We start from the raw sequence: 21,657 nt of genomic DNA on the forward strand, positions 1-21,657 counted from the left end.
TTGTGTTATAGGGGTTTTTTGCCTTTGGCGGCGGTATTGGTTGTTGTGCCTACGGCGTTGGCTTTTTCTTTTGTTATTGGTTTATTAGCGTTGCCCCTGTGCGGGGCGGCACCTACTTTTCTTTGCCTGCCGCAAAGAAAAGTAGGCAAAAGAAAGCGGCTCAAACCGCTAATTCTTAAGCGGGTCCCTGGCTTGGAGGGGGCAGTGGAGCATCTGGAATCGGTATTCTCGCGCACTCCGCGCTGGTGACAAGGCAGTCATTCCTCCGGCGGCGCTGCGCGCGCCGTAGCGGTACTTCCATAACCAACGGCGTTGCCCTGCCACAGCGGCACTTCTAAAACCAACGGCGCTGCGCGCGCCGCAGCGGTACTTCTATAACCAACGGCGTTGCCCTGCCGCAGCAGTGTTCCGTAGTGCCAAGGGCGCTGGTCACACTTAGTGTCCCTTCTCGCGCCGTGTTCGGCAGTCGCGTCTATTCATTGCCGCTTTATTGCACTGCACTACTTCACCCGCCGCATCGAGCGCGACTCCGTCGCGCTCGATGCTCATGGTTTTACTCGCCTGTGTTCGCCATCACGAAGTCCTTCACGCGCTGCACGTCCGCCGACAGCACTTCGAAACGTTGCGGCAGCGATTCCAACCCCGAAAACGCGGCGGGACGTTCCGGCTCGCGCAGCAGCGCTTCCCGGATGGTTTCGCCAAACTTGATCGGTTGTGCGGTCTCCAGCACGATCATCGGAATGCCTGGCTGCAAATGCTCACGCGCAACCTTCAAGCCATCGGCCGTGTGGGTGTCGATCATCGTGTCGTAACGCTCGAATACGTCGCGGATCACTTCCACCCGGTCCTCGTGACTGCTGCGGCCCGACACGAAACCGAATTCCTTGACCCGCGCAAAGTCGCCGCTCGCCTCCAGGTCGAAGCCGCCCTTCTCTTCGACGTCGCGGAACAGCTGCAGCACCCGCGCCGGATCGCGGCCCAGCAGGTCGAACACGAAACGCTCGAAGTTCGATGCCTTCGAAATGTCCATGCTGGGGCTGCTCGTGTGGTACGTCTCAGCCGCCTTGCGCACACGGTAAATGCCCGTGCGGAAAAACTCGTCGAGCACGTCGTTTTCGTTTGTCGCCACCACCAGCTTCTCGATCGGCAACCCCATCATCCGTGCAATGTGGCCCGCGCAAACATTGCCGAAGTTGCCCGACGGTACCGTGAACGACACGCGCTCGTCGTTCGACTTCGTCGCGGCAAAATAGCCCTTGAAGTAGTACACGACCTGCGCCACCACACGCGCCCAGTTAATCGAGTTGACCGTGCCGATCTTGTACTTCGCCTTGAACGCGTGATCGTTCGACACAGCCTTGACGATGTCCTGGCAGTCGTCGAACACGCCCTCAACCGCGAGGTTGAAAATGTTCGGGTCCTGCAAGCTGTACATCTGCGCGGTCTGGAACGCGCTCATCTTCTTGTGCGGCGACAGCATGAACACGCGAATGCCCTTCTTGCCGCGCATCGCATACTCAGCAGCGCTGCCGGTGTCGCCCGAAGTCGCGCCGAGAATGTTCAGTGTTTCGTCGTGCCTGGCCAGCGCGTACTCGAACAGGTTGCCGATCAACTGCATCGCCATGTCCTTGAATGCCAGCGTCGGTCCATTCGACAGCTCGAGCAGCGACAGCGGCGCGCCGTTCTCAACGCCCAGCGTCTTGAGCGGCGTGATCTGTGCTGCGCTTTCGTCGTCGCGCACGTTGCAGTAAGTCTCGGCCGTGTAGGTACGGCGCGTCAGCATGCGCAAGTCTTCGGCGGGAATGTCGTCGCTGAATTTCGACAGAATCTCGAACGCGAGATCCGCGTAAGGCAGCGTGCGCCAGCGTGTCAGTTCGTCAGCGGAAACGCGCGGGTATTCGGCGGGCAGGTACAGGCCGCCATCTTTCGCGAGACCGCCCAGCAGGATGTCGGAAAACGTATGGCGCTCGCCGGCTCCGGCGCCGCGCGTGGAGAGGTAGTTCATATGTCGGCCTAGTTGAGCGCTTCCATGCGCAGCTTCGTAACTTGCGAGACAACGGTCTTCAGCGCTTCGATCGTTTTGATCGCGGCGTTGACGTTCTTTTCGACCGTCTCGTGCGTGATCAGAATAATGTCTGTTTCGCCCTTGCCGTTCGCGTCGACCTGCTCAGATTCCTTCTGCAGCAGCGCGTCGATCGAAATGCCGGTGTCCGCGAGAATGCGCGTGATGTCGGCCAGCACGCCGGTCACGTCAGCCACGCGCAAACGCAGGTAATAACCGCTCGTCACTTCGTCGATCGGCAGGATCGGCGTGCTCGACAGGCTGTCCGGCTGGAACGCCAGATGCGGCACGCGATGTTCCGGATCGGCCGTGTGCAAACGCGTCACGTCGACCAGATCGGCGACCACCGCGGATGCCGTCGGCTCCGCGCCCGCGCCCTTGCCGTAGTACAGCGTCGTGCCCACCGCATCGCCGTGCACGACGACCGCGTTCATCGCGCCTTCCACGTTCGCCAGCAGGCGCTTTTCCGGAATCAGCGTCGGGTGCACGCGCAGTTCGATGCCCTTGTCGGTGCGGCGCGCGATGCCGAGCAGCTTGATGCGGTAGCCGAGTTCCTCGGCGTATTTGATGTCGATCGCAGCAAGCTTGCTGATGCCTTCGACGTAGGCGCGGTCGAACTGCACCGGCACGCCGAACGCAATCGCGCTCATGATCGTCGCCTTGTGCGCGGCGTCGACGCCTTCGATATCGAAGGTCGGATCGGCTTCGGCGTAACCCAGCTCCTGCGCGGCCTTCAATGCGGTCGCGAAGTCGAGGCCGCGGTCGCGCATCTCCGACAGGATGTAGTTCGTCGTACCGTTGATGATGCCGGCGATGTACTGGATCCGATTGGCCGTCAGCCCTTCGCGCAGCGCCTTGATGATCGGAATGCCGCCCGCCACAGCCGCTTCGAACGACACCATCACGCCGTTGGCGCGCGCCGCTTCGAAAATCTCCGTGCCGTGCACCGCGAGCAGCGCCTTGTTGGCGGTCACCACATGCTTGCCGTTGTTGATCGCGCGCAGGACGAGATCGCGCGCGACACCCGTGCCGCCGATCATTTCCGCAATGATATCGATCGACGGATCGTCGACCACCGCGTTGAAGTCATCGGTCAGCGCCACTGTGCCGGCTTCACTACCGAGCGCCGCGGTCGCTTTGGCGGGATTGCGCACGGCGATGCGCGCAATCTCGATTCCGCGGCCCGCACGGCGTTTGATTTCTTCCTGATTGCGGCGCAGTACCGTGAAGGTGCCGCTGCCTACCGTGCCGAAGCCCAGCAGTCCAACTTTGATCGGTTCCATGCAGCGTGTGTTTTCGAGTAAGTGATTTAAAGGAAACGGGTGCCGGGATGGCGCGCGGCGCGCGCCGAATCCGCATTAAGCCGTGTGGCGTTTGCGGTAGCCGTCGAGGAAGCGCGCAATCCGGTTGATGGAATCCGCGAGATCGTCCACGTTCGGCAGGAACACGACGCGGAAGTGATCCGGCGTCTTCCAGTTGAAACCGGTGCCCTGCACGAGCAGCACGCGCTCTTCCAGCAGCAGGTCGAGGATGAACTGCTGGTCGTCCTGGATCGGATAAATCTTCGGGTCGAGGCGCGGGAACATGTAGAGCGCCGCTTCGGGCTTCACGCAACTCACACCGGGGATGGCCGTCAACATGTCATACGCGAGTTCGCGCTGTTTGTACAGGCGGCCGCTCGGCACGATCAGGTCGTTGATGCTCTGATAGCCGCCGAGCGCGGTCTGGATCGCGTACTGGCCGGGCACGTTCGGGCACAGGCGCATCGAGGCCAGAATGCCGAGCCCTTCGAAGTAATCTTTCGCGTGCCGGCGGTTCTCGCCGGTCAGGCCCGAGATGAACATCCAGCCGGCGCGGTAGCCACATGAACGGTAGCTCTTCGACAGGCTGTTGAACGTGACGGTGAGCACGTCTTCGGACAACGCCGCCATCGACGTGTGCTTCTTGCCGTCGTAGACGATCTTGTCATAAACCTCGTCGGCGAAAATGACGAGGCCGTGCTGGCGCGCGATCTCGATCAGGCCGAGCAGCAGTTCGTCCGAATACAGCGCGCCAGTCGGGTTGTTCGGGTTGATCACGACGAGCGCGCGCGTGTTTGGGGTGATTTTCGCGCGGATATCGTCGAGATCGGGCATCCAGCGGTTTGCTTCGTCGCAGATGTAATGCACCGGCGTGCCGCCCGACAGGCTCACGCCCGCGGTCCACAACGGGTAGTCCGGGGCGGGCAGCAGCACTTCGTCGCCGTCGTTGAGCAGGCCCTGCATTGCCATCACGATCAGCTCGGATGCGCCGTTGCCGATATAGATATCGTCGAGTTCGACGCCGTGCACGCCTTTTTGCTGCGTGTAATGCATGATCGCCTTGCGCGCGGCGAACACGCCCTTGGAATCCGAGTAGCCGGACGAACCCGGCAGATTCAGGATCATGTCCTGGATGATTTCATCCGGCGCGTCAAAGCCGAACGGCGCGAGATTGCCGATGTTCAGCTTGATGATGCGATGGCCCTCTTCTTCGAGCCGCTTCGCATGTTCGAGGACGGGCCCGCGAATGTCGTAGCAGACGTTCAACAACTTGTTGGATTTCAGAATCTGTTTCACGGCGGGCACTTCATCCTGGTTGGTAGGCTTGGGCGAACAAGCGGAGGTGAAACAATCGCCGGGCCGGGCAAGTCCGCCGATAAGGGGAATTCTGACTCGGCGCGGTCAGCGACGGCCGGTAGACGCGGGTTGTGCCGCGGCTCGGGCCGACTTCGCACACATATTGCCGCGGACCCGGCGGATCGCGCCGGTGAAGCAGCCAAACTGGCGAACGCCGGGCGAAACAGCGAGCAGCCGGGCAAAACAACGAGTAAAACAGCGCGCGGAACGGAGGCGGGTAGCCGGCCGCGCCCGGCTCTCGCGTGCGGCTGGTGGCGGCACGTCGAGCGGCACATAAAGCGAGGGGCGCCGCTTTCCGGCTAAAAAGCTATAATTTAGCGGATTTTGGCCGACTTCCGCAATGCACCAACCGCAACGGCAAGCCTTTTCGGCCGCTTCTGTCCCACTCGCGTGTCTCGCTCGCGTCAAACCGCCCTGCTCCAGTTCCGCCCGGTCAGGCCGCCAACACGCATGATGTCTCACGACGACTTCGGAAAACGAATTTGAAATTACATCAGGATTCCAGCGGCGCCCTGAACACCGTCACCGGTTACGGCGCCGACTATGTCGAAATCAATCTGGTACGCCATTCGGGCAGCATTCTCGTGCTGCCGGACGCGCCCGTCATCCCTTGGCCCGTTTCCTCGTTCGAGCAGCTGAGCGCCGAGCACTTCGCCATGCTGGTGGAGTCCGCGCCCGAAGTGGTCGTGTTCGGCAGCGGCGAGCGGTTGCGTTTCCCGCATCCGCGCCTGACCGCCGCGCTCACCGCCAAACGTATCGGCGTCGAAACGATGGACTTCAAGGCCGCCTGCCGCACCTACAACATTCTGATGGCCGAGGGCCGCAAGGTCGCGGCCGCGTTGCTGATCGAAGCGTAACGGCGCCGCATGGGTGCGGCGCGGGTGTCGTGCAGGCGCAAGCCGTTGCCGCATATGACACCTGCGGCAACCGCATCGCCGAACTGACCGCACACCTTGGCCGCGTCACAGCCGATAACGTACACTGCGCGCCATCGGTGCCGTGCCGGCGCCCTGTGCATTGCTACCGGCAGCAAGTGTCATCTTGTGCCCTGCACGCGGGCGCTGGGGGCCAGTCCCCCGAAACACCAGCCGTCATTTCCGAACAACAACGCAACGCTGCCCCATGCGGCGTCGCCAAAAAGGTTGAAATTCATGAACGATACGCCGTCCCGGCTACCGCTCAATCGCACCACGATCCTGCTGCTCGTGCTGGCCCTCGCCGTGATCTGGTTCGTGCCGCTCGGCTGGCGCCATCTGCTGCCCAGCGACGAAGGCCGCTACGCCGAAATGGCGCGTGAGATGTTCGTCACCGGCGACTGGATCACGCCGCGCTACAACGGCTACAAGTACTTCGAGAAACCCCCGCTGCAAACCTGGGCGAACGCGCTCACGTTCGCGTGGTTTGGCGTCGGCGAATGGCAGGCACGGCTTTACACCGCCCTGACGGGCTTTGCCGGCGTGCTGCTGATCGGCTTTACCGGCGCGCGCGTGTTCAACGCGGCGACCGGCGTGTTCACGGCGCTCGTGCTGGCGACCTCGCCGTACTGGAACCTGATGGGTCACTTCAACACGCTCGACATGGGCCTGTCGTTCTGGATGGAGCTCTCGCTCTGCGCGCTGCTGCTTGCGCAGCGCCCCAACCTGCCGAGCGCCAACGTGCGCGGCTGGATGTGGCTGTGCTGGGCGTCGATGGCGATGGCGGTGTTGTCCAAAGGCCTGGTCGGCGTGATCCTGCCGGGCGCGGTGCTGGTGCTGTACACGCTGCTTGCGCGCGACTGGGCGGTCTGGAAGCGCCTGCACCTGATCGGCGGCCTGATCGTGTTCTTCGCGATCGTCACGCCCTGGTTCGCGCTGGTGCAACAGCGCAATCCGGAGTTCCTGAACTTCTTCTTCGTCGTCCAGCAGTTCAAGCGCTATCTGACGCCTGAACAGAACCGCCCCGGGCCGTTCTATTACTTCGTGCCGGTGCTGCTGGTCGGGTTCCTGCCGTGGCTGTCGATTACCGTGCAAAGCGTTCGCCACGCGTGGCGCCAGCCGCGCCAGCCGAACGGCTTCGCACCGGTGATCCTGCTGCTGGTGTGGACGGTCTTCATCTTCCTGTTCTTCAGTGCGTCGCACTCGAAGCTGCTGTCCTACACGCTGCCGATCGCCCCGGCCATCGCGCTGCTGATCGGTATGTATCTGCCGCTCGTCACGCGCGACCAGCTGCGCCGCCATCTGGCCGGCTATGCACTGTTTCTGGTGGTGGCGGCATTCGCCGCGCTGTTCCTGTCGCGCTTCGGCAGCGCGCGCAACCCGACCGAGCTGTATGTCGAATACCGCACCTGGGTGCTCGCGGCGCTCGCCGTCGCCTTCGCGCTGACGCTGGCGGCGCTATGGCTGAACCGCCGCAGCCGGGCAGGCATTCTCGGCGCCGTCGCGGCCTTCGGCGCGGCGTGGCTGCTGCTCGGCACGATCGCTGGCACCGGTCACGACGTGTTCGGACGGCTGAGCTCCGGCGCGCCGCTCGCGCCCGCGATCAAGGCCGAGATCGCGAGACTGCCGGCGGATACGCCGTTCTACTCGGTCGGCGTGCTCGACCACACACTGCCGTTCTATGTCGACCACCCAATGATCATGGTCGAGCATCCGGACGAGCTGGCGTTCGGCATTTCCGTCGAACCGCAGAAATGGGTGCCGTCGGTCGATGCCTGGGTCGAACGCTGGAAGGCCGATCGCTACGCGCTCGCACTGATCCCGCCGTCCACTTACGACAAGCTGCTTGCGCAGCACCTGCCGATGCAGGTTGTCGCGCGCGACTCGCGCCGGGTGGTGGTGATGAAGCCTGTGGCTGTAGAAAAACCCCAACAATGACCCCACATCCGGATCAGAACGTTAGATGAACCCGATTTCCCTCTTTTGCATTCTCGCCGGCGTCACGTTGAACGCCGGCGCACAGTTGCTGCTCAAAGCCGGAACGAATGCCGTTGGACACTTCGAATTCACCCGTGCGAACATCCTGCCCATCGGCTGGCGGCTCGCAACCCAGCCGCCGATCATCGGCGGGCTCGCCTGCTATGTGATCAGCGTCGCTGTGTGGGTGATCGGACTGTCGCGGGTGGATGTGTCGATTGCCTATCCGATGCTCTCGCTCGGCTACGTCGTCAATGCGATCGCGGCGTGGTATCTGTTCGGTGAAGTGATGTCGGTGCAGAAGCTGATCGGGATCGGCATCATCCTGATCGGCGTAGTCGTCCTGGCGCGCAGCTAGGTGCAGGGCCCGGTAGTGGCTGGCCGGGCAGGCTTTATTACCGTTTATTGCGATTGCCGGCGCGGGTCTCGCCGAACGCCGGTGGCAAAAGATGCTGTAAGCCGGGCATCGACGCTGGCTAAGTAAAACGTAAGGATGACCGCGGTATGCTTTGCGGTTGCGCCCTTTTTTAGCCGTGGCCTTGGGTTTGCGCGTAGTGTGTGCTTTACTTCGTGCCCTTCGGGTTGCGCCCCTTTCAATCGAGCGAAGCATTCAATGAGCCAGTCAACAGTCCCGTTTTTGCCGTTTGTCAAACCCGAAATCGATGAAGAAACGATCCAGGGTGTCGCCGACGTGCTCCGCTCCGGTTGGATCACCACCGGCCCGCAGAATCAGAAGTTCGAAGCGGCGCTGTCGGCGTTCTGCGGCGGCCGTCCGGTGCGCACCTTCAATTCCGGCACGGCGACGCTCGAAATCGGGCTGCGCATCGCCGGTGTAGGCGAAGGCGACGAAGTCATCACCACGCCCGCCTCGTGGGTCGCGACCAGCAATGTGATCTATGAAACCGGCGCGACGCCGGTGTTCGTCGACATCGATCCAGCCACCCGCAATATCGACCTCGATCTGCTCGAAAAGGCCATCACGCGGCGTACCAAGGCGATTATTCCGGTTTATCTGTCGGGCCTGCCGGTCGACATGGATCGTCTCTATGAAATCGCCCGCACCCACAAGCTGCGCGTGATCGAAGACGCCGCGCAGGCGTTCGGCTCGACGTGGAAAGGCGAGCGCATCGGCAAGCTCGGCGATATGGTCTCGTTCAGCTTCCACGCGAACAAGAATCTGACCTCGATCGAAGGCGGTGCGCTGGTGCTGAACAACGAGGAAGAAGCGATCCTCGCGCAGAAGTACCGGCTGCAAGGCATCACCCGCACCGGCTTCGACGGCATGGACTGCGACGTGCTGGGCGGCAAGTACAACCTGACGGACGTCGCCGCGCGCGTCGGCCTCGGTCAATTGCCGCATCTGGAGCGCTTCATCGCGCAGCGCAAGAAACTCGTGCGCGCGTACTTCGCCGGTTTCGAAGGCGGTGCGGCGGTGAAGCTGGGGATCGGCCTGCCGCTTGCCGACTTCGAAAACAGCAACTGGCACATGTTCCAGATCACGCTGCCGCTCGAAAAGCTGTCGATCGATCGCGCCGGCTTCATGGGCGCGCTGAAAGAGCGCGGCATCGGCTCTGGTGTGCATTATCCGGCGATTCACCTGTTCTCGCTGTATCGGGCGCGTGGCTTCAAGGAAGGGATGTTCCCGCACGCGGAGCGCTTCGGCGCGACCACCGTCACGCTGCCCTTGTTCACGCTGATGAACGAAGGCGATGTGGAACGGGTCTGCCGTGCGGTCAATGAAATTTGCGAACAATACGGAAAATAAGCGGAAATGAGTTATTCGGAACATCGCGCCGTTGCACCGGAAGTGTCGATCATCATCCCGGTGTACAACGAGGAAGCCGGGCTGGCCGCGCTGTTCGCGCGCCTCTATCCGGCGCTCGACGCGCTCGGCACCGGCTATGAAGTAATCTTCATCAACGACGGCAGCCGCGACAAATCCGCCGCCCTGCTCGCCGAGCAGTTCCGCGCGCGGCCCGACACGACCCGCGTGATCCTGCTGAACGGCAACTACGGCCAGCACATGGCGATTCTGGCTGGCTTCGAGCAATCGCGCGGCGAGATCGTCATCACGCTCGACGCCGACTTGCAGAACCCGCCTGAAGAAATCGGCAAGCTGGTCTCGAAGATGCGCGAAGGCTACGACTACGTCGGCACGATTCGCTTGCAGCGCCAGGACAGCCTGTGGCGCCGCAAGGCATCGCGTGCGATGAACCGCCTGCGCGAGCGCATCACGCGCATCAAGATGACCGACCAGGGCTGCATGCTGCGCGCGTACAGCCGTCACATCATCGACACGATCAATCGCTGCGGTGAGATCAACACCTTCATCCCGGCGCTCGCCTACACCTTCGCGCAGAATCCGGTCGAGATCGAAGTCGCGCACGAGGAGCGTTTTGCCGGCGAATCGAAGTACTCGCTGTATTCGTTGATCCGCCTGAATTTCGATCTCGTTACAGGCTTCTCGGTCGTGCCGCTGCAATGGCTGTCGTTCATCGGCGTGATTCTTTCGCTCGGTTCCGCGGCGCTGTTCGTGCTGCTGCTGATTCGCCGCTTTATCATCGGCGCGGAAGTGCAAGGTGTGTTCACGCTGTTCGCCATCACCTTCTTCCTGCTCGGCGTGATCATCTTCGCGCTCGGCCTGCTCGGCGAATACATCGGGCGGATCTATCAGCAGGTGCGCGCCCGTCCGCGCTATCTGGTGCAGACGATTCTCGAACAGCGCGACGGCACCACCGTCACCGAAGCGCCGCGTCAGGCAGTCGTGCAGGCGGTGCAAGCCGCGCCACTCGTCGATCAGGGACCCAATCCATGAAACCGCGCGCAGTCGTCTTCGCGTATCACAACGTCGGTGTGCGCTGCCTGCAGGTGCTGCTCGCGCGCGGCGTCGACGTGGCGCTGGTCGTCACCCACGAAGACAGCCCGACCGAAAACATCTGGTTCGGCAGCGTCGCGTCAGTGGCCGCCGAGCACGGTATTCCAGTCGTCACGCCGGCTGATCCGAAGAGCCCGGAACTGCGCGCCGCGGTAAGCGCCGCGCGGCCGGACTTCATCTTCTCGTTCTACTACCGCCATATGTTGCCGGTCGACCTGCTGGCGCTTGCCGCACGGGGCGCTTACAACATGCATGGTTCGCTCCTGCCCAAGTATCGGGGGCGCGTGCCGACCAACTGGGCGGTGATCAACGGCGAAACCGAAACCGGCGCGACGCTCCACGAAATGGCCGCCAGACCCGACGCGGGTGCGATCATCGCGCAAACGCCGGTGCCGATCCTGCCCGACGACACCGCCGCGCAAGTGTTCGACAAGGTCACGGTGGCCGCCGAGCAAACCCTGTGGCGCGTGCTGCCTTCCTTGCTGGCGGGCGAAGCGCCGCATCTGCCGAACGATCTGTCGCACGGCAGTTACTACGGCGGGCGCAAGCCCGAGGACGGCCGCATCGACTGGACGCAACCCGCGCAGCAGGTCTACAACCTGATCCGCGCGGTCGCGCCGCCCTATCCCGGCGCCTTCATCGATATCGGCGGCAAGCGCTTCATCATCGCCCGTGCACGTCTGGCCACGCCCGGCGCGCTTCGCTCGGATTTGCCCCCGGGCCTGCACGTAAGCGATAATGCCGTTTTCGCGATATGCGGCGACGGTCGCGCGATCGCCATCCATGAATTGCGGCACCAGCACGACGGCGGCGAAACCGTCGTCCCCCCGGCCGAATTCGCCCAGCTCATCCAAACTCCCCGTCATTCATGAAAAAAGTCCTGATTCTGGGTGTGAACGGCTTCATCGGCCATCACCTGTCCAAACGCATTCTCGAAACGACCGACTGGGAAGTGTTCGGAATGGACATGCAGACCGAACGTCTCGGCGACCTCGTCAATCATGAGCGGATGCACTTCTTCGAAGGCGACATCACGATCAACAAGGAGTGGGTCGAGTATCACGTCAAGAAGTGCGATGTGATCCTGCCGCTGGTCGCGATCGCCACGCCCGCCACGTATGTGAAACAGCCGCTGCGCGTGTTCGAACTCGACTTCGAGGCGAACCTGCCGATCGTGCGTTCGGCCGCCAAGTACGGCAAGCACCTCGTGTTTCCGTCGACCTCCGAGGTCTACGGCATGTGCACGGACGAGCAGTTCGATCCGGAAGAATCGCAACTGTCGTACGGTCCGATCAACAAGCCGCGCTGGATCTACGCATGCTCGAAGCAGCTGATGGATCGCGTGATCTGGGGTTACGGCATGGAAGGCCTGAACTTCACGCTGTTCCGTCCGTTCAACTGGATCGGCCCGGGCCTCGACTCGATCTACACACCGAAGGAAGGCAGCTCGCGCGTGGTCACGCAGTTCCTCGGCCACATCGTGCGCGGCGAGAACATCAGCCTCGTCGACGGCGGCGCGCAAAAGCGCGCGTTCACGGATATCGACGACGGCATTGGCGCGCTGATGAAGATCATCGAGAACAAGGACGGCGTGGCGACGGGCAAGATCTACAACATCGGCAACCCGACCAACAACTTCTCGGTGCGCGAGCTCGCGCACAAGATGCTGGCGCTGGCCGCCGAATTCCCGGAATACGCGGAAACGGCCAAGCAGGTGCAACTGGTCGAAACGTCGTCGGGCGCGTACTACGGTACCGGCTACCAGGACGTGCAAAACCGCGTGCCGAAGATCGACAACACGATGCAGGAACTCGGCTGGGCGCCGAAGTCGACCTTCGACGAAGCGCTGCGCAAGATTTTCGAAGCGTACCGCGGCCATGTCGGCGAAGCACGCGCTCTCGTCGAACAGCAATAAGGGCTGATCCTTGGCTCGTATCGTTCTGAAGATCGACGTCGACACGCTGCGCGGCACCCGCGAAGGCGTGCCGAATCTCGCACGCATCTTCGACCGCTTCAAGGCGCGCGCCACTTTCCTCTTCAGCCTCGGGCCCGACCACACCGGTTGGGCGATGCGCCGGGTGTTGCGGCCGGGCTTCCTGAAGAAGGTGTCGCGCACGTCGGTGGTCGAACATTACGGCATCAAGCAATTGTTGTACGGGGTGCTGCTGCCCGGACCGGACATCGGGGTGAAGAGCGCCGCAGAAATGCGCGCGATTCATGAAGCCGGTTTCGAATGTGGCATCCACACGTGGGACCACGTTTACTGGCAGGACAATGTGCGTTCGCAAGACCGCGAGTGGACCGAGAAGCAGATGCAGAAGAGCTTCAACCGCTTCGTCGCGATCTTCGGCGCACCGCCCGTCACGCACGGCGCGGCCGGCTGGCAGATGAACGGCCACGCGTTCGAACAGATCGACGCGTGGGGCATGCGGTACGCGTCCGACGGGCGCGGCCACTCGCCGTATCTGCCGGTGGTCGGCGGCAGGCAACTGTCGCATGTGCAGATGCCCACCACGCTGCCCACACTCGACGAAGTGCTCGGCGTGGATGGTGTCGATGAGCACAACGTCGCCGCATGGATGTTGAAGCACACCGAAAACAATCCGCATGACCAGGTGTTCACGCTGCACGCGGAACTCGAAGGGCAAAAGCTCGCGCCGATTTTCGAACAGTTGCTGGACGGCTGGCGCGCGCAAGGCCACAGCTTCGCGACGATGGGCGATTACTACGCCACGCTAGACCGCAGTACGCTGCCATCGTACCCTGTTACATGGGGTGAAATTCCAGGCCGCTCCGGCGAGTTGATTGTCCAGCCCTCATAGGCGACCCTGATCGAACCGACCGCCGCGTGTCGACGTTCCGCGCACCGGTGGCCGACCTCCCCAAAGCCAAGATGCCAGGCCCACGCCGCAGCAATCCGGCGCCGGCCATAACAACCGGAGAACCTCGTGCCCATCGCAGTCGACCAACCCATCCCCGACTTCACCGCCCCTGCTACCGGTGGCGAGATCATGCTGTCCAAGCTGCGGGGCAAGAAGGTGGTGCTGTATTTTTATCCGAAGGACAACACGCCGGGCTGCACGACCGAAGGTCTGCAGTTCCGCGATCTGTATCCCAGGTTCAAAAAAGCCGGCGCGGAAATTCTCGGCGTGTCGCGCGACAGCCTGCGCTCGCATGACAATTTCAAGGCCAAGCTCGAATTGCCGTTCCCGTTAATCTCGGATCCGGAAGAAACACTGTGCGCGCTCTTCGGTGTCATGAAAATGAAGAAAATGTATGGCAAAGAAGTACGGGGAATTGAGCGCTCCACGTTCCTCATCGACGGCGAAGGCGTGCTGCGCCAGGAGTGGCGTGGCGTGAAAGTGCCCGGGCACGTCGATGACATTCTGGAGGCTGTACAAGCGCTTTGAGGCGCGTTATATTGGGTTGCAATGAGTGCCTGTCCACCCCATTCTTTCCGCAGCTGCGCCAGACTTCACGGCCGTTTTGTCGGTGCCGTCGAAGTCGTGAGGCGCAACGCGATGACCATAGGCGAGCCGCTTGCCCCGTACGCCGGGGCGGCGGCTTTTTTAATTGCGCGCAGCCGTTCGTTCACTCGGCCACGCGTTTCCGTTAAGGAGCCGATCGAAGACCAGGCGAACCGGCATCTCTAGACCGAAAGCGCGCCTCCGGGCGCAAACTGCGTGCGCACACATTGGCACCGGCAGAATGCGACAGGCGGCGCACGATATGTGACCCGATTATTTCGAGGGAAACCATGCCTTTGCCTACCCCCCCCAGCAAGCTCGGCAATCTCCTGCCGCCTGACGAATACAAGGCCAAAGCCGCCACGCCGGCGCGCTCCGCCGCGAAGAAACAGGCGAACGAAGGGGAAACCGCAGAGTCGGCCGATTACGGCCGCGCGAACGTCGCCACGCCGATGGCGCATGCCGCCAATGCCGCAACCACCTTGCGGCCCGTACCGGTATCGTCGGCTCCCGCTGCGTCGTCTGCTGCTGACGGGCAAGCCGCACCGGCGCGCGTCCGAAAAACGAAGCAGACCGCCGCTTTGCTGCAACCCGTGCCTGCCGCCCGTCCGCAAGCGGAACCCGCCCAAGCTGCGCCTGCCGCACAGCCGCAGCCAGTGGTCGCGCGCACGCCGAGCGCAAAACAACCTGCCGCTAGCGCACCTGCGGCCGTAGCACCCGGCACGCGCAGCGCCGGCAAGAAACGCGGCGCAACCGCCGACGTGGTCGAAGCACAGAAGCTCTTCGTGCTCGACACCAACGTGCTGATGCACGATCCAAGCTGCCTGTTCCGTTTCGAGGAACACGACGTCTATCTGCCGATGATGACGTTGGAAGAACTCGACAACCACAAGAAAGGCATGTCGGAAGTCGCGCGCAACGCACGCCAGGTGAGCCGCACGCTGGACGCGCTGGTGGCGAACGCCGGCAGCATGTCGGACGGCATTTCGCTTGCGCGTCTGGGCAGCCGCGAGGCGTCCGGGCGTCTGTACTTCCAGACCAAGCTCACCGCCATCGAGCCTGTCGAAGGTCTGCCGGAAGGCAAGGCCGACAACCAGATTCTCGGTGTCGTGCGCGCGTTGCAGCGCGACCGGATGGACCGCCAGGTCGTGCTGGTGTCGAAAGACATCAACATGCGCATCAAGGCGCATGCGCTCGGCCTGCCAGCCGAGGATTACTTCAACGACCAGGTGCTCGAGGACAGCGATCTGCTGTTTTCGGGCATTCGCGCGCTGCCACAGGATTTCTGGACCAGGCACGCGAAGGGCATGGAGAGCTGGCAGGACACCAAAACGGGCACCACGTATTACCGCGTGACCGGTCCGCTGTGCGCGTCGATGCTGGTCAACGAGTTCGTCTATCTGGAGCCGCAGAACGGCGAGCCGACGTTTCATGCGCTGGTTCGCGAGCTGAACGGCAAGACCGCGCTCTTGCAAACCTTGCGCGACTACGGCCACCACAAGAACAACGTGTGGGGTATCACGGCGCGCAATCGCGAGCAGAATTTTGCGCTGAACCTGTTGATGAATCCGGAAATCGACTTCGTCACGCTGCTGGGTCAGGCCGGCACCGGCAAGACCCTGGTCGCGTTGGCCGCAGGTCTCGCGCAGGTGCTCGACGACAAGCGCTACAACGAGATCATCGTGACGCGCGCCACTGTCCCGGTCGGTGAAGACATCGGCTTCTTGCCGGGCACGGAAGAGGAAAAAATGCAGCCGTGGATGGGTGCATTCGACGACAACCTCGAAGTGCTGCAAAAGACCGACGATGCCGCCGGCGAATGGGGCCGCGCCGCGACTCAGGAACTAATCCGCTCGCGCCTGAAGGTCAAGAGCATGAACTTCATGCGCGGCCGCACGTTCGTGGATAAGTATCTGATCATCGACGAGGCGCAAAACCTGACGCCGAAGCAGATGAAGACGCTGGTCACGCGCGCGGGTCCTGGCACGAAGATCATTTGTCTCGGCAATATTGCGCAGATCGATACGCCGTACCTGACGGAAGGCAGTTCGGGTCTGACGTACGTGGTCGACCGCTTCAAGGGGTGGGCGCACAGCGGGCACGTGACGTTGGCGCGCGGCGAGCGCTCGCGCCTCGCGGATTACGCGTCGGAGATCCTTTAAGTTTCAACACCTTAGCTTCGGCTAGAAGCCGCCTCCGGTTCACACCGGACGCGGCTTTTTTATTGGCTCCGCGTCCGTGGCAGACAACACTTAGCGCACAAACTTCAAGTAATTTGTCAAGAGTTCTTGCCTGGGCCATGTTTGACCGGCTACCATCCGGTCATCGTCTGCCTTTAAACGAGCGCTTACCGCTCGCCTGGTCTTCATGCGCCGACTCGCATTTTCGCTGCTGATCGTTTCGCTGCTCGCCGCCTGTGCCGGCGCGCCGCAGAAGACGTCGCGCGGGTCCGATAGCTCAGTCACCGTGGCGAACGGCGCTTATCAAGCGTCGCCGCTGGGCTTCCCGAATTTCGTCGATCACAGCATCGGCCGTGAGGAAATCTCGATTCAGGCGATGAGTCTGGTCGGCATTCCATACCGTTGGGGTGGCAATACGCCCGATAGTGGCTTCGATTGCAGCGGATTGGTTCGCTATGTGGTGTCACGCGCGGCATCCGTGAATCTGCCGCGAACCACCGCGGATATGAGCGGGCGCGGCGAATCGATCGAACCGGACGAAATCGCGCCTGGCGATCTGATTTTCTTCAACACGACCGGGCGCGCGCATTCGCACGTCGGTATCTACGTGGGCAAGCTGCGCTTCGTCAATGCGCCGTCGACGGGCGGCACGGTGCGGCTCGATTATTTGACCAATCCGTATTGGGCAAAACGCTTCGACGGGATCCGGCGCGTGGCGGCGCCGGCTGCAGGACCGGCACCGTTCGATACGCCGAGTTATCAGGCTTCGGCGCCGCAGGAACGGGCCGCGCCGGCGTACGCGGGCACTGCGGCAAACCCGGCGCCGGCAGCGAAAGCGGCGGCGCAACAACCGCCGGCCTATGCAGCAGGCTCATTGGCGCCGCAGCAGGCGACACGCGCTACGGCTCGTGCTCCATTGATAGCGGCCACCCAGCCGAGCGTCGCGCCAAACGCGGCCTTGCCTGCCCAAGCTGATCCTTTTGAACCGCCGCCGCCCGGCATGAGCGCCGCGCAAATGCAGGCGCGCGCGGCAGGCGCTGTGTCGCCGACGCCGGTTGAAGCTGCCCAACAACTCACCATACCGGATAACGCCCCCACAAATTCGCTAGCTCAAGAAGTTGCGACGCCGCGGGCCGCCGCGCCCGCCTCCATCGCCCGCGCTCCAGACCCGATCAACGCCGCCGCCGATGCGTTCGAGCCGCCCCCGCCCGCCTCCGTCGCGGTGCGCCAGGCGCAGCAAGCGCGTCAGGCGGAGGCGAATGAGGGTGTGCAGATCATGCGAGCCTCCACCGCCTCGCGCGGCGCCGCCGCGCCCACGCAAACCACCGACGACCCCATCGCCCGTTTCGCCAACGGCAATTTCTGACGCCGCTGAGAAACGCACTACAGATATCGTCTGTCCGCGCCCGGCCCTGCTGTAACGCCTCCGATCTGCTATCGTCTTCGATATTCTTCCGACAGCGGGTGGTGACGATGGATCTCGGGCTGAAAGACAAGGTGGTGCTGATCACGGGCGGCAGCAAAGGCATCGGACTCGCCTGCGCCCGCGCGTTCGCGATGGAAGGCGCCAAGGTCGCGATCGTCTCGCGCGACCCCGCCAATCTCGCAAGAGCCTACGAAGAGTTGCGCGAGGAAGGCCTGCACGTGCATCGGACGCGCGCCGACCTGCACGAACCGCACAGCGCCGCCGATATTGTCGAGGAAGTCACGACTGCGGTCGGCCCGATCGACGTGCTGATCAACAGTGCCGGTGCGGCCCGCCGCTACGACCCGGAAACACTCGATGCCGAAGCCTTCCGGGCGACCATGGAAGCGAAATATTTCCCGTACATCTATCCGCAGCAGGAAGTGCTGCGCCGCATGGCCGAGCGGATAAAAACCGGGGAAAGCACTGAGCCCGGCACCATCGTCAATATCATCGGCATGGGCGGCAAGATCGCAAGCGATATCCACATCGCCGGCGGCGCCGCGAATGCCGCGCTCATGCTTGCGACCGTCGGCCTTGCGCATTACTACGCGCGCTACGGTATCCGCATCAACGCGATCAATCCGGGTTCGACGCTGACTGAGCGCGTCGAGGAAGCGGTCAAGCTGGAAGCGTCGCAGCAAGGCATCGACGGCGCGGACGCGCTGGCGCGCGGCCAGGCGAAAGTGCCGCTCGGACGCTATGCGAAACCGGAGGAAATTGCCGACGTTGCGCTGTTTCTGGCGAGCCGCCGCGCGAGCTATGTGACGGGCGCAATCGTCCCGATGGATGGAGGCAGCACGCCGCTGATCTGAACGGCGTGCTTTACAGCTTTGCAGCTTTTATAGCGCGAACGACTGTGCTTGCCACGCTTACAGGAAGCGGTGGCCGAGCCACCAGGCAGCCGCGGCGAGCGCCGCGGAGGCCGGAATCGTCAGAATCCACGCCCAGACGATATTGCCGGCCACGCCCCAGCGCACCGCGCTCAGCTTCTGCGTGGCGCCGACCCCGACAATCGCGCCGGTGATCGTATGCGTGGTGGACACCGGAATACCGAGCCACGACGCGGTAAACAGCGTGATCGCCCCGCCCGACTCCGCGCAAAAACCGCCAACCGGCTTCAGCCTGGTGATCTTCTGCCCCATCGTGCGAACGATCCGCCAGCCGCCGAACAGCGTACCGATACCCATCGACAGATAACAGCCGCCGATCACCCACATTGGCGGCGCATCCGCGATCGACGACGCATAGCCGGTCGCGATCAGCAGCATCCAGATGATGCCGATGGTTTTCTGCGCGTCGTTGCCGCCGTGGCCGAGGCTATACAAACCTGCAGAGATCAATTGCAAGCGCCGGAAACGCCGGTCGACCTTGCTCGGTGGCGTGCGAAAGTAGATCCACGACACAGCCAGCATGAAGAACGAGCCGAGCACGAAACCGAGCAGCGGCGAGATGAAGATGAAAGCCACCGTCTTCATCAAGCCGTCGACATTGAGCGAGCCCCAGCCCGATTTGGCGAGCGCCGCGCCCACCAGGCCGCCGATCAGCGCATGCGACGAACTGGACGGAATGCCGTAATGCCACGTGATGATGTTCCAGCCGATCGCGCCGACCAACGCGCCGAAAATCACGTAGTGGTCGACGATACCCGGATCGATCGTGCCCTTGCCGACGGTCTGCGCCACTTTCAGATGGAACACGAAATACGCGACGACGTTGAATGCCGCCGCGAACGCCACGGCCTGCTGAGGTTTCAGCACGCCGGTCGACACGACCGTGGCGATCGAATTCGCCGCGTCGTGGAAGCCGTTCATGAAGTCGAAAATCAGTGCGACGGCGACCAGGGCGGCGACCGCCCAGATAGCGAGTTGTATCGATTGCATTATGCGTTTTCCAGCACGATGCCTTCGATGATGTTCGCTACGTCCTCACACTTGTCGGTGATCGTTTCGAGCAGTTCGTAAATCGCTTTCAGCTTGATCAGCGTCTTGACGTTGTCTTCTTCGCGGAACAGCTTCGACATCGCCGAGCGCAGCACGCGGTCGGCTTCCGATTCCAGACGGTCGATGTCCTCGCAGGCCTTCAGGATCTGGCTCGCCTGCTTCATGTCCGACAGCAGGCTGACGGCGTATTGCACGCGCTCGGAGGTGGTCGTGCAGATGTGCGCCAACTGGCTCGCTTCCGAGGTCACCGCCTGCACGTCGTACAGTGAAATAGCGGTGGCGACGTCCTCCATCAGGTCGAGAATGTCGTCCATCGTGGTGATCAGCTTGTGGATCTCGTCACGGTCGAGCGGCGTGATGAACGTCTTGTGCAGCAGGTCGATGGCTTCGTGCGTAAGCTTGTCAGCGGCCTTTTCGGCCTTTTGCACGTTTTGCTTATGGGTTTCTGCGTCTTGCAGATTGTCGATCAGCAGCTCGAGTTCGTGGCTCGCCGAGACGATGCACTTTGCGTGCGCATTGAAAATTTCAAAGAACTTGCCCTCGGTGGGCATGAAACGACCGAACATTGGGATCCCGGAAATTGGTCATGTGGCTGACATAAAAGCGCCACATTGTACCGTTCCGAGATCGATGTCGCATTTTTGAAAGCGTCGTTACAACAAGCGCACCACTTATCGCTTTACTCGCTGTAGAAATTCTGCGCGCCAGCAAAGTTGTCGAACTTCGTGAATTGGCCGTGGAACGTGAGCCGAACCGGTCCGATCGGACCATTCCGCTGCTTACCGATGATGATTTCCGCCGTGCCCTTGTCCGGACTGTCCGGGTTATAGACCTCGTCGCGGTAAATGAACAGGATCACGTCAGCATCCTGCTCGATAGCACCGGATTCGCGCAGGTCCGACATGATCGGCCGCTTGTTCGGGCGCTGCTCCAGACCACGGTTCAGCTGCGACAATGCGATCACCGGCACATCGAGTTCTTTTGCAAGACTCTTCAGCGAACGCGAGATTTCCGAGATTTCGGTCGCGCGGTTTTCACCCGACGACGAACCGCTCATCAGCTGCAAATAGTCGATGATGATCAGGCCCAGCTTGCCGCACTGGCGCGACAGCCGGCGCGCGCGCGAGCGCAATTCCATCGGGTTCAGGCCGCCGGTTTCGTCGATGAAAATCTGTGCCTCGCTCATTTTCTGCACCGCGTGCGTAAGCTTCGGCCAATCCTCGTCGGTCAGACGCCCGGTTCGCATCCGGTGCTGATCGAGCCGGCCGACCGAGCCGAGCATACGCATCGTGAGTTGCGTGCCCGGCATTTCCATCGAAAACACGGCGACCGGCAGACCGTACTCGACCGCGACGTATTCGCCGATGTTCATCGAAAACGCCGTTTTACCCATCGACGGACGACCCGCGACGATGATCAGCTCGCCGCCGTGCATGCCGGAGGTCATCCGGTCCAGATCGACAAAGCCCGTCGGCGTGCCGGTCACGTCGCTCGGATTGGCGGTGTGATACAGCGTGTCGATCCGCTCGACCACTTCCGTCAGCAGCGGCCCGATTTCGAGAAAGCCCTGAGTGCCGCGCGCGCCGTCTTCGGCAATCGAAAACACCTTCGATTCGGCCTCGTCCAGCAACTGGCGAACTTCCTTGCCTTGCGGATTGAATGCGTCAGCGGAGATTTCGTCAGCCACCGACACGAGACGGCGCAACACCGCACGATCGCGCACGATTTCCGCATAGCGGCGGATATTGGCCGCGCTCGGCGTGTTCTGCGCCAGCGCGTTCAGGTACGCAAGACCGCCGACCTCTTCCGCTTTGCCCGAGGTGCCAAGCGCCTCGTAGACGGTAATCACGTCGGCCGGACGCGTGGCCGCGATCAGCTTGCCGATGTGCTCGAAGATGATCCGGTGGTCGTAGCGGTAAAAATCGCTCTGCGACAGGAAGTCGGCGATGCGGTCCCAGGCCGCGTTGTCGAGCAGCAGGCCGCCCAGCACCGATTGCTCGGCCTCGATCGAATGCGGCGGGACTTTCAGCGACTCGAGTTGGGGATCTTTGGACGGTGCGTTCATGGAGAGGAATTATCGGGGTAAATGCGCGCTTAGGGAAACCTAAAACTTCTCG

At 62.4% G+C, this 21,657-nt stretch carries 18 protein-coding genes; 12 read left to right on the plus strand and 6 right to left on the minus strand.

Annotated features, from left to right (window positions below):
* Positions 1 to 553: 553 nt before the first annotated feature.
* The 3 genes from thrC to WN982_RS12405 all read right to left on the minus strand — a co-directional run bounded on the left by thrC (position 554) and on the right by WN982_RS12405 (position 4,668).
* Entirely contained in the window at positions 554 to 2,005 is a 1,452-nt protein-coding gene (gene thrC / locus WN982_RS12395) for a threonine synthase (RefSeq protein ID WP_341312293.1), read from the minus strand.
* An 8-nt stretch (positions 2,006 to 2,013) separates the two neighbouring features.
* Positions 2,014 to 3,345 carry a homoserine dehydrogenase gene (locus WN982_RS12400; protein ID WP_341312294.1) on the minus strand — a complete coding sequence of 444 codons (1,332 nt, stop codon included), beginning with the start codon at positions 3,343 to 3,345 and terminating at the stop codon, positions 2,014 to 2,016.
* Between the two features lie 75 nt (positions 3,346 to 3,420).
* Positions 3,421 to 4,668, minus strand: coding sequence for a pyridoxal phosphate-dependent aminotransferase (locus WN982_RS12405; RefSeq protein WP_341312295.1), 1,248 nt, complete (start codon positions 4,666 to 4,668; stop codon positions 3,421 to 3,423).
* A gap of 533 nt (positions 4,669 to 5,201) precedes the next feature.
* Here WN982_RS12405 and WN982_RS12410 point away from each other — a divergent pair.
* The 12 genes from WN982_RS12410 (at position 5,202) to WN982_RS12465 (ending at position 18,412) form a co-directional block, all read left to right on the plus strand.
* Positions 5,202 to 5,576, plus strand: coding sequence for an Mth938-like domain-containing protein (locus tag WN982_RS12410; protein WP_341312296.1), 375 nt, complete (start codon positions 5,202 to 5,204; stop codon positions 5,574 to 5,576).
* A 294-nt stretch (positions 5,577 to 5,870) separates the two neighbouring features.
* Positions 5,871 to 7,571 carry a glycosyltransferase family 39 protein gene (locus WN982_RS12415; RefSeq protein ID WP_341312297.1) on the plus strand — a complete coding sequence of 567 codons (1,701 nt, stop codon included), beginning with the start codon at positions 5,871 to 5,873 and terminating at the stop codon, positions 7,569 to 7,571.
* A 25-nt stretch (positions 7,572 to 7,596) separates the two neighbouring features.
* Positions 7,597 to 7,968: an SMR family transporter gene (locus WN982_RS12420; RefSeq protein WP_341312298.1), complete on the plus strand. Its 372-nt coding sequence runs from the start codon at positions 7,597 to 7,599 to the stop codon at positions 7,966 to 7,968.
* Positions 7,969 to 8,223: 255 nt separating this feature from the next.
* On the plus strand, positions 8,224 to 9,375 hold the full coding sequence (locus WN982_RS12425) for a DegT/DnrJ/EryC1/StrS aminotransferase family protein (protein ID WP_341312299.1): 1,152 nt from the start codon (positions 8,224 to 8,226) through the stop codon (positions 9,373 to 9,375).
* Positions 9,376 to 9,381: 6 nt separating this feature from the next.
* The gene (locus tag WN982_RS12430; RefSeq protein ID WP_341312300.1) at positions 9,382 to 10,425 is read left to right on the plus strand and encodes a glycosyltransferase; all 1,044 of its coding nucleotides are present in this window, start codon (positions 9,382 to 9,384) and stop codon (positions 10,423 to 10,425) included.
* Complete coding sequence (locus WN982_RS12435; RefSeq protein ID WP_341312301.1) at positions 10,422 to 11,357, plus strand: formyltransferase; 936 nt, start codon at positions 10,422 to 10,424, stop codon at positions 11,355 to 11,357. The genes WN982_RS12430 and WN982_RS12435 overlap by 4 nt, the downstream gene beginning before the upstream one ends.
* Complete coding sequence (locus WN982_RS12440) at positions 11,354 to 12,400, plus strand: bifunctional UDP-4-keto-pentose/UDP-xylose synthase (RefSeq protein WP_341312302.1); 1,047 nt, start codon at positions 11,354 to 11,356, stop codon at positions 12,398 to 12,400. Before WN982_RS12435 ends, WN982_RS12440 begins: the two co-directional genes overlap by 4 nt.
* Positions 12,401 to 12,410: 10 nt before the next feature.
* Positions 12,411 to 13,307, plus strand: coding sequence for a polysaccharide deacetylase family protein (locus WN982_RS12445; protein WP_341312303.1), 897 nt, complete (start codon positions 12,411 to 12,413; stop codon positions 13,305 to 13,307).
* Positions 13,308 to 13,433: 126 nt separating this feature from the next.
* On the plus strand, positions 13,434 to 13,895 hold the full coding sequence (locus WN982_RS12450; protein ID WP_341312304.1) for a peroxiredoxin: 462 nt from the start codon (positions 13,434 to 13,436) through the stop codon (positions 13,893 to 13,895).
* 347 nt (positions 13,896 to 14,242) lie between these two features.
* Entirely contained in the window at positions 14,243 to 16,114 is a 1,872-nt protein-coding gene (locus WN982_RS12455) for a PhoH family protein (RefSeq protein WP_341312305.1), read from the plus strand.
* Positions 16,115 to 16,319: 205 nt separating this feature from the next.
* Positions 16,320 to 17,498, plus strand: coding sequence for an NlpC/P60 family protein (locus WN982_RS12460; protein WP_341312306.1), 1,179 nt, complete (start codon positions 16,320 to 16,322; stop codon positions 17,496 to 17,498).
* Positions 17,499 to 17,605: 107 nt separating this feature from the next.
* Entirely contained in the window at positions 17,606 to 18,412 is an 807-nt protein-coding gene (locus tag WN982_RS12465; RefSeq protein WP_341312307.1) for an SDR family oxidoreductase, read from the plus strand.
* A 57-nt stretch (positions 18,413 to 18,469) separates the two neighbouring features.
* On the opposite strand, the gene WN982_RS12470 is transcribed toward WN982_RS12465, so the two are convergent.
* The 3 genes from WN982_RS12470 to WN982_RS12480 all read right to left on the minus strand — a co-directional run bounded on the left by WN982_RS12470 (position 18,470) and on the right by WN982_RS12480 (position 21,605).
* The gene (locus WN982_RS12470; protein WP_341312308.1) at positions 18,470 to 19,480 is read right to left on the minus strand and encodes an inorganic phosphate transporter; all 1,011 of its coding nucleotides are present in this window, start codon (positions 19,478 to 19,480) and stop codon (positions 18,470 to 18,472) included.
* On the minus strand, positions 19,480 to 20,106 hold the full coding sequence (locus WN982_RS12475; protein WP_341312309.1) for a DUF47 domain-containing protein: 627 nt from the start codon (positions 20,104 to 20,106) through the stop codon (positions 19,480 to 19,482). The genes WN982_RS12470 and WN982_RS12475 overlap by 1 nt, the downstream gene beginning before the upstream one ends.
* Positions 20,107 to 20,219: 113 nt before the next feature.
* Entirely contained in the window at positions 20,220 to 21,605 is a 1,386-nt protein-coding gene (locus tag WN982_RS12480; protein ID WP_341312310.1) for a replicative DNA helicase, read from the minus strand.
* Positions 21,606 to 21,657 lie beyond the last annotated feature (52 nt).

Origin of the sequence: Paraburkholderia sp. IMGN_8, from assembly GCF_038050405.1 — a bacterium.
Classification (GTDB): Bacteria; Pseudomonadota; Gammaproteobacteria; order Burkholderiales; family Burkholderiaceae; genus Paraburkholderia.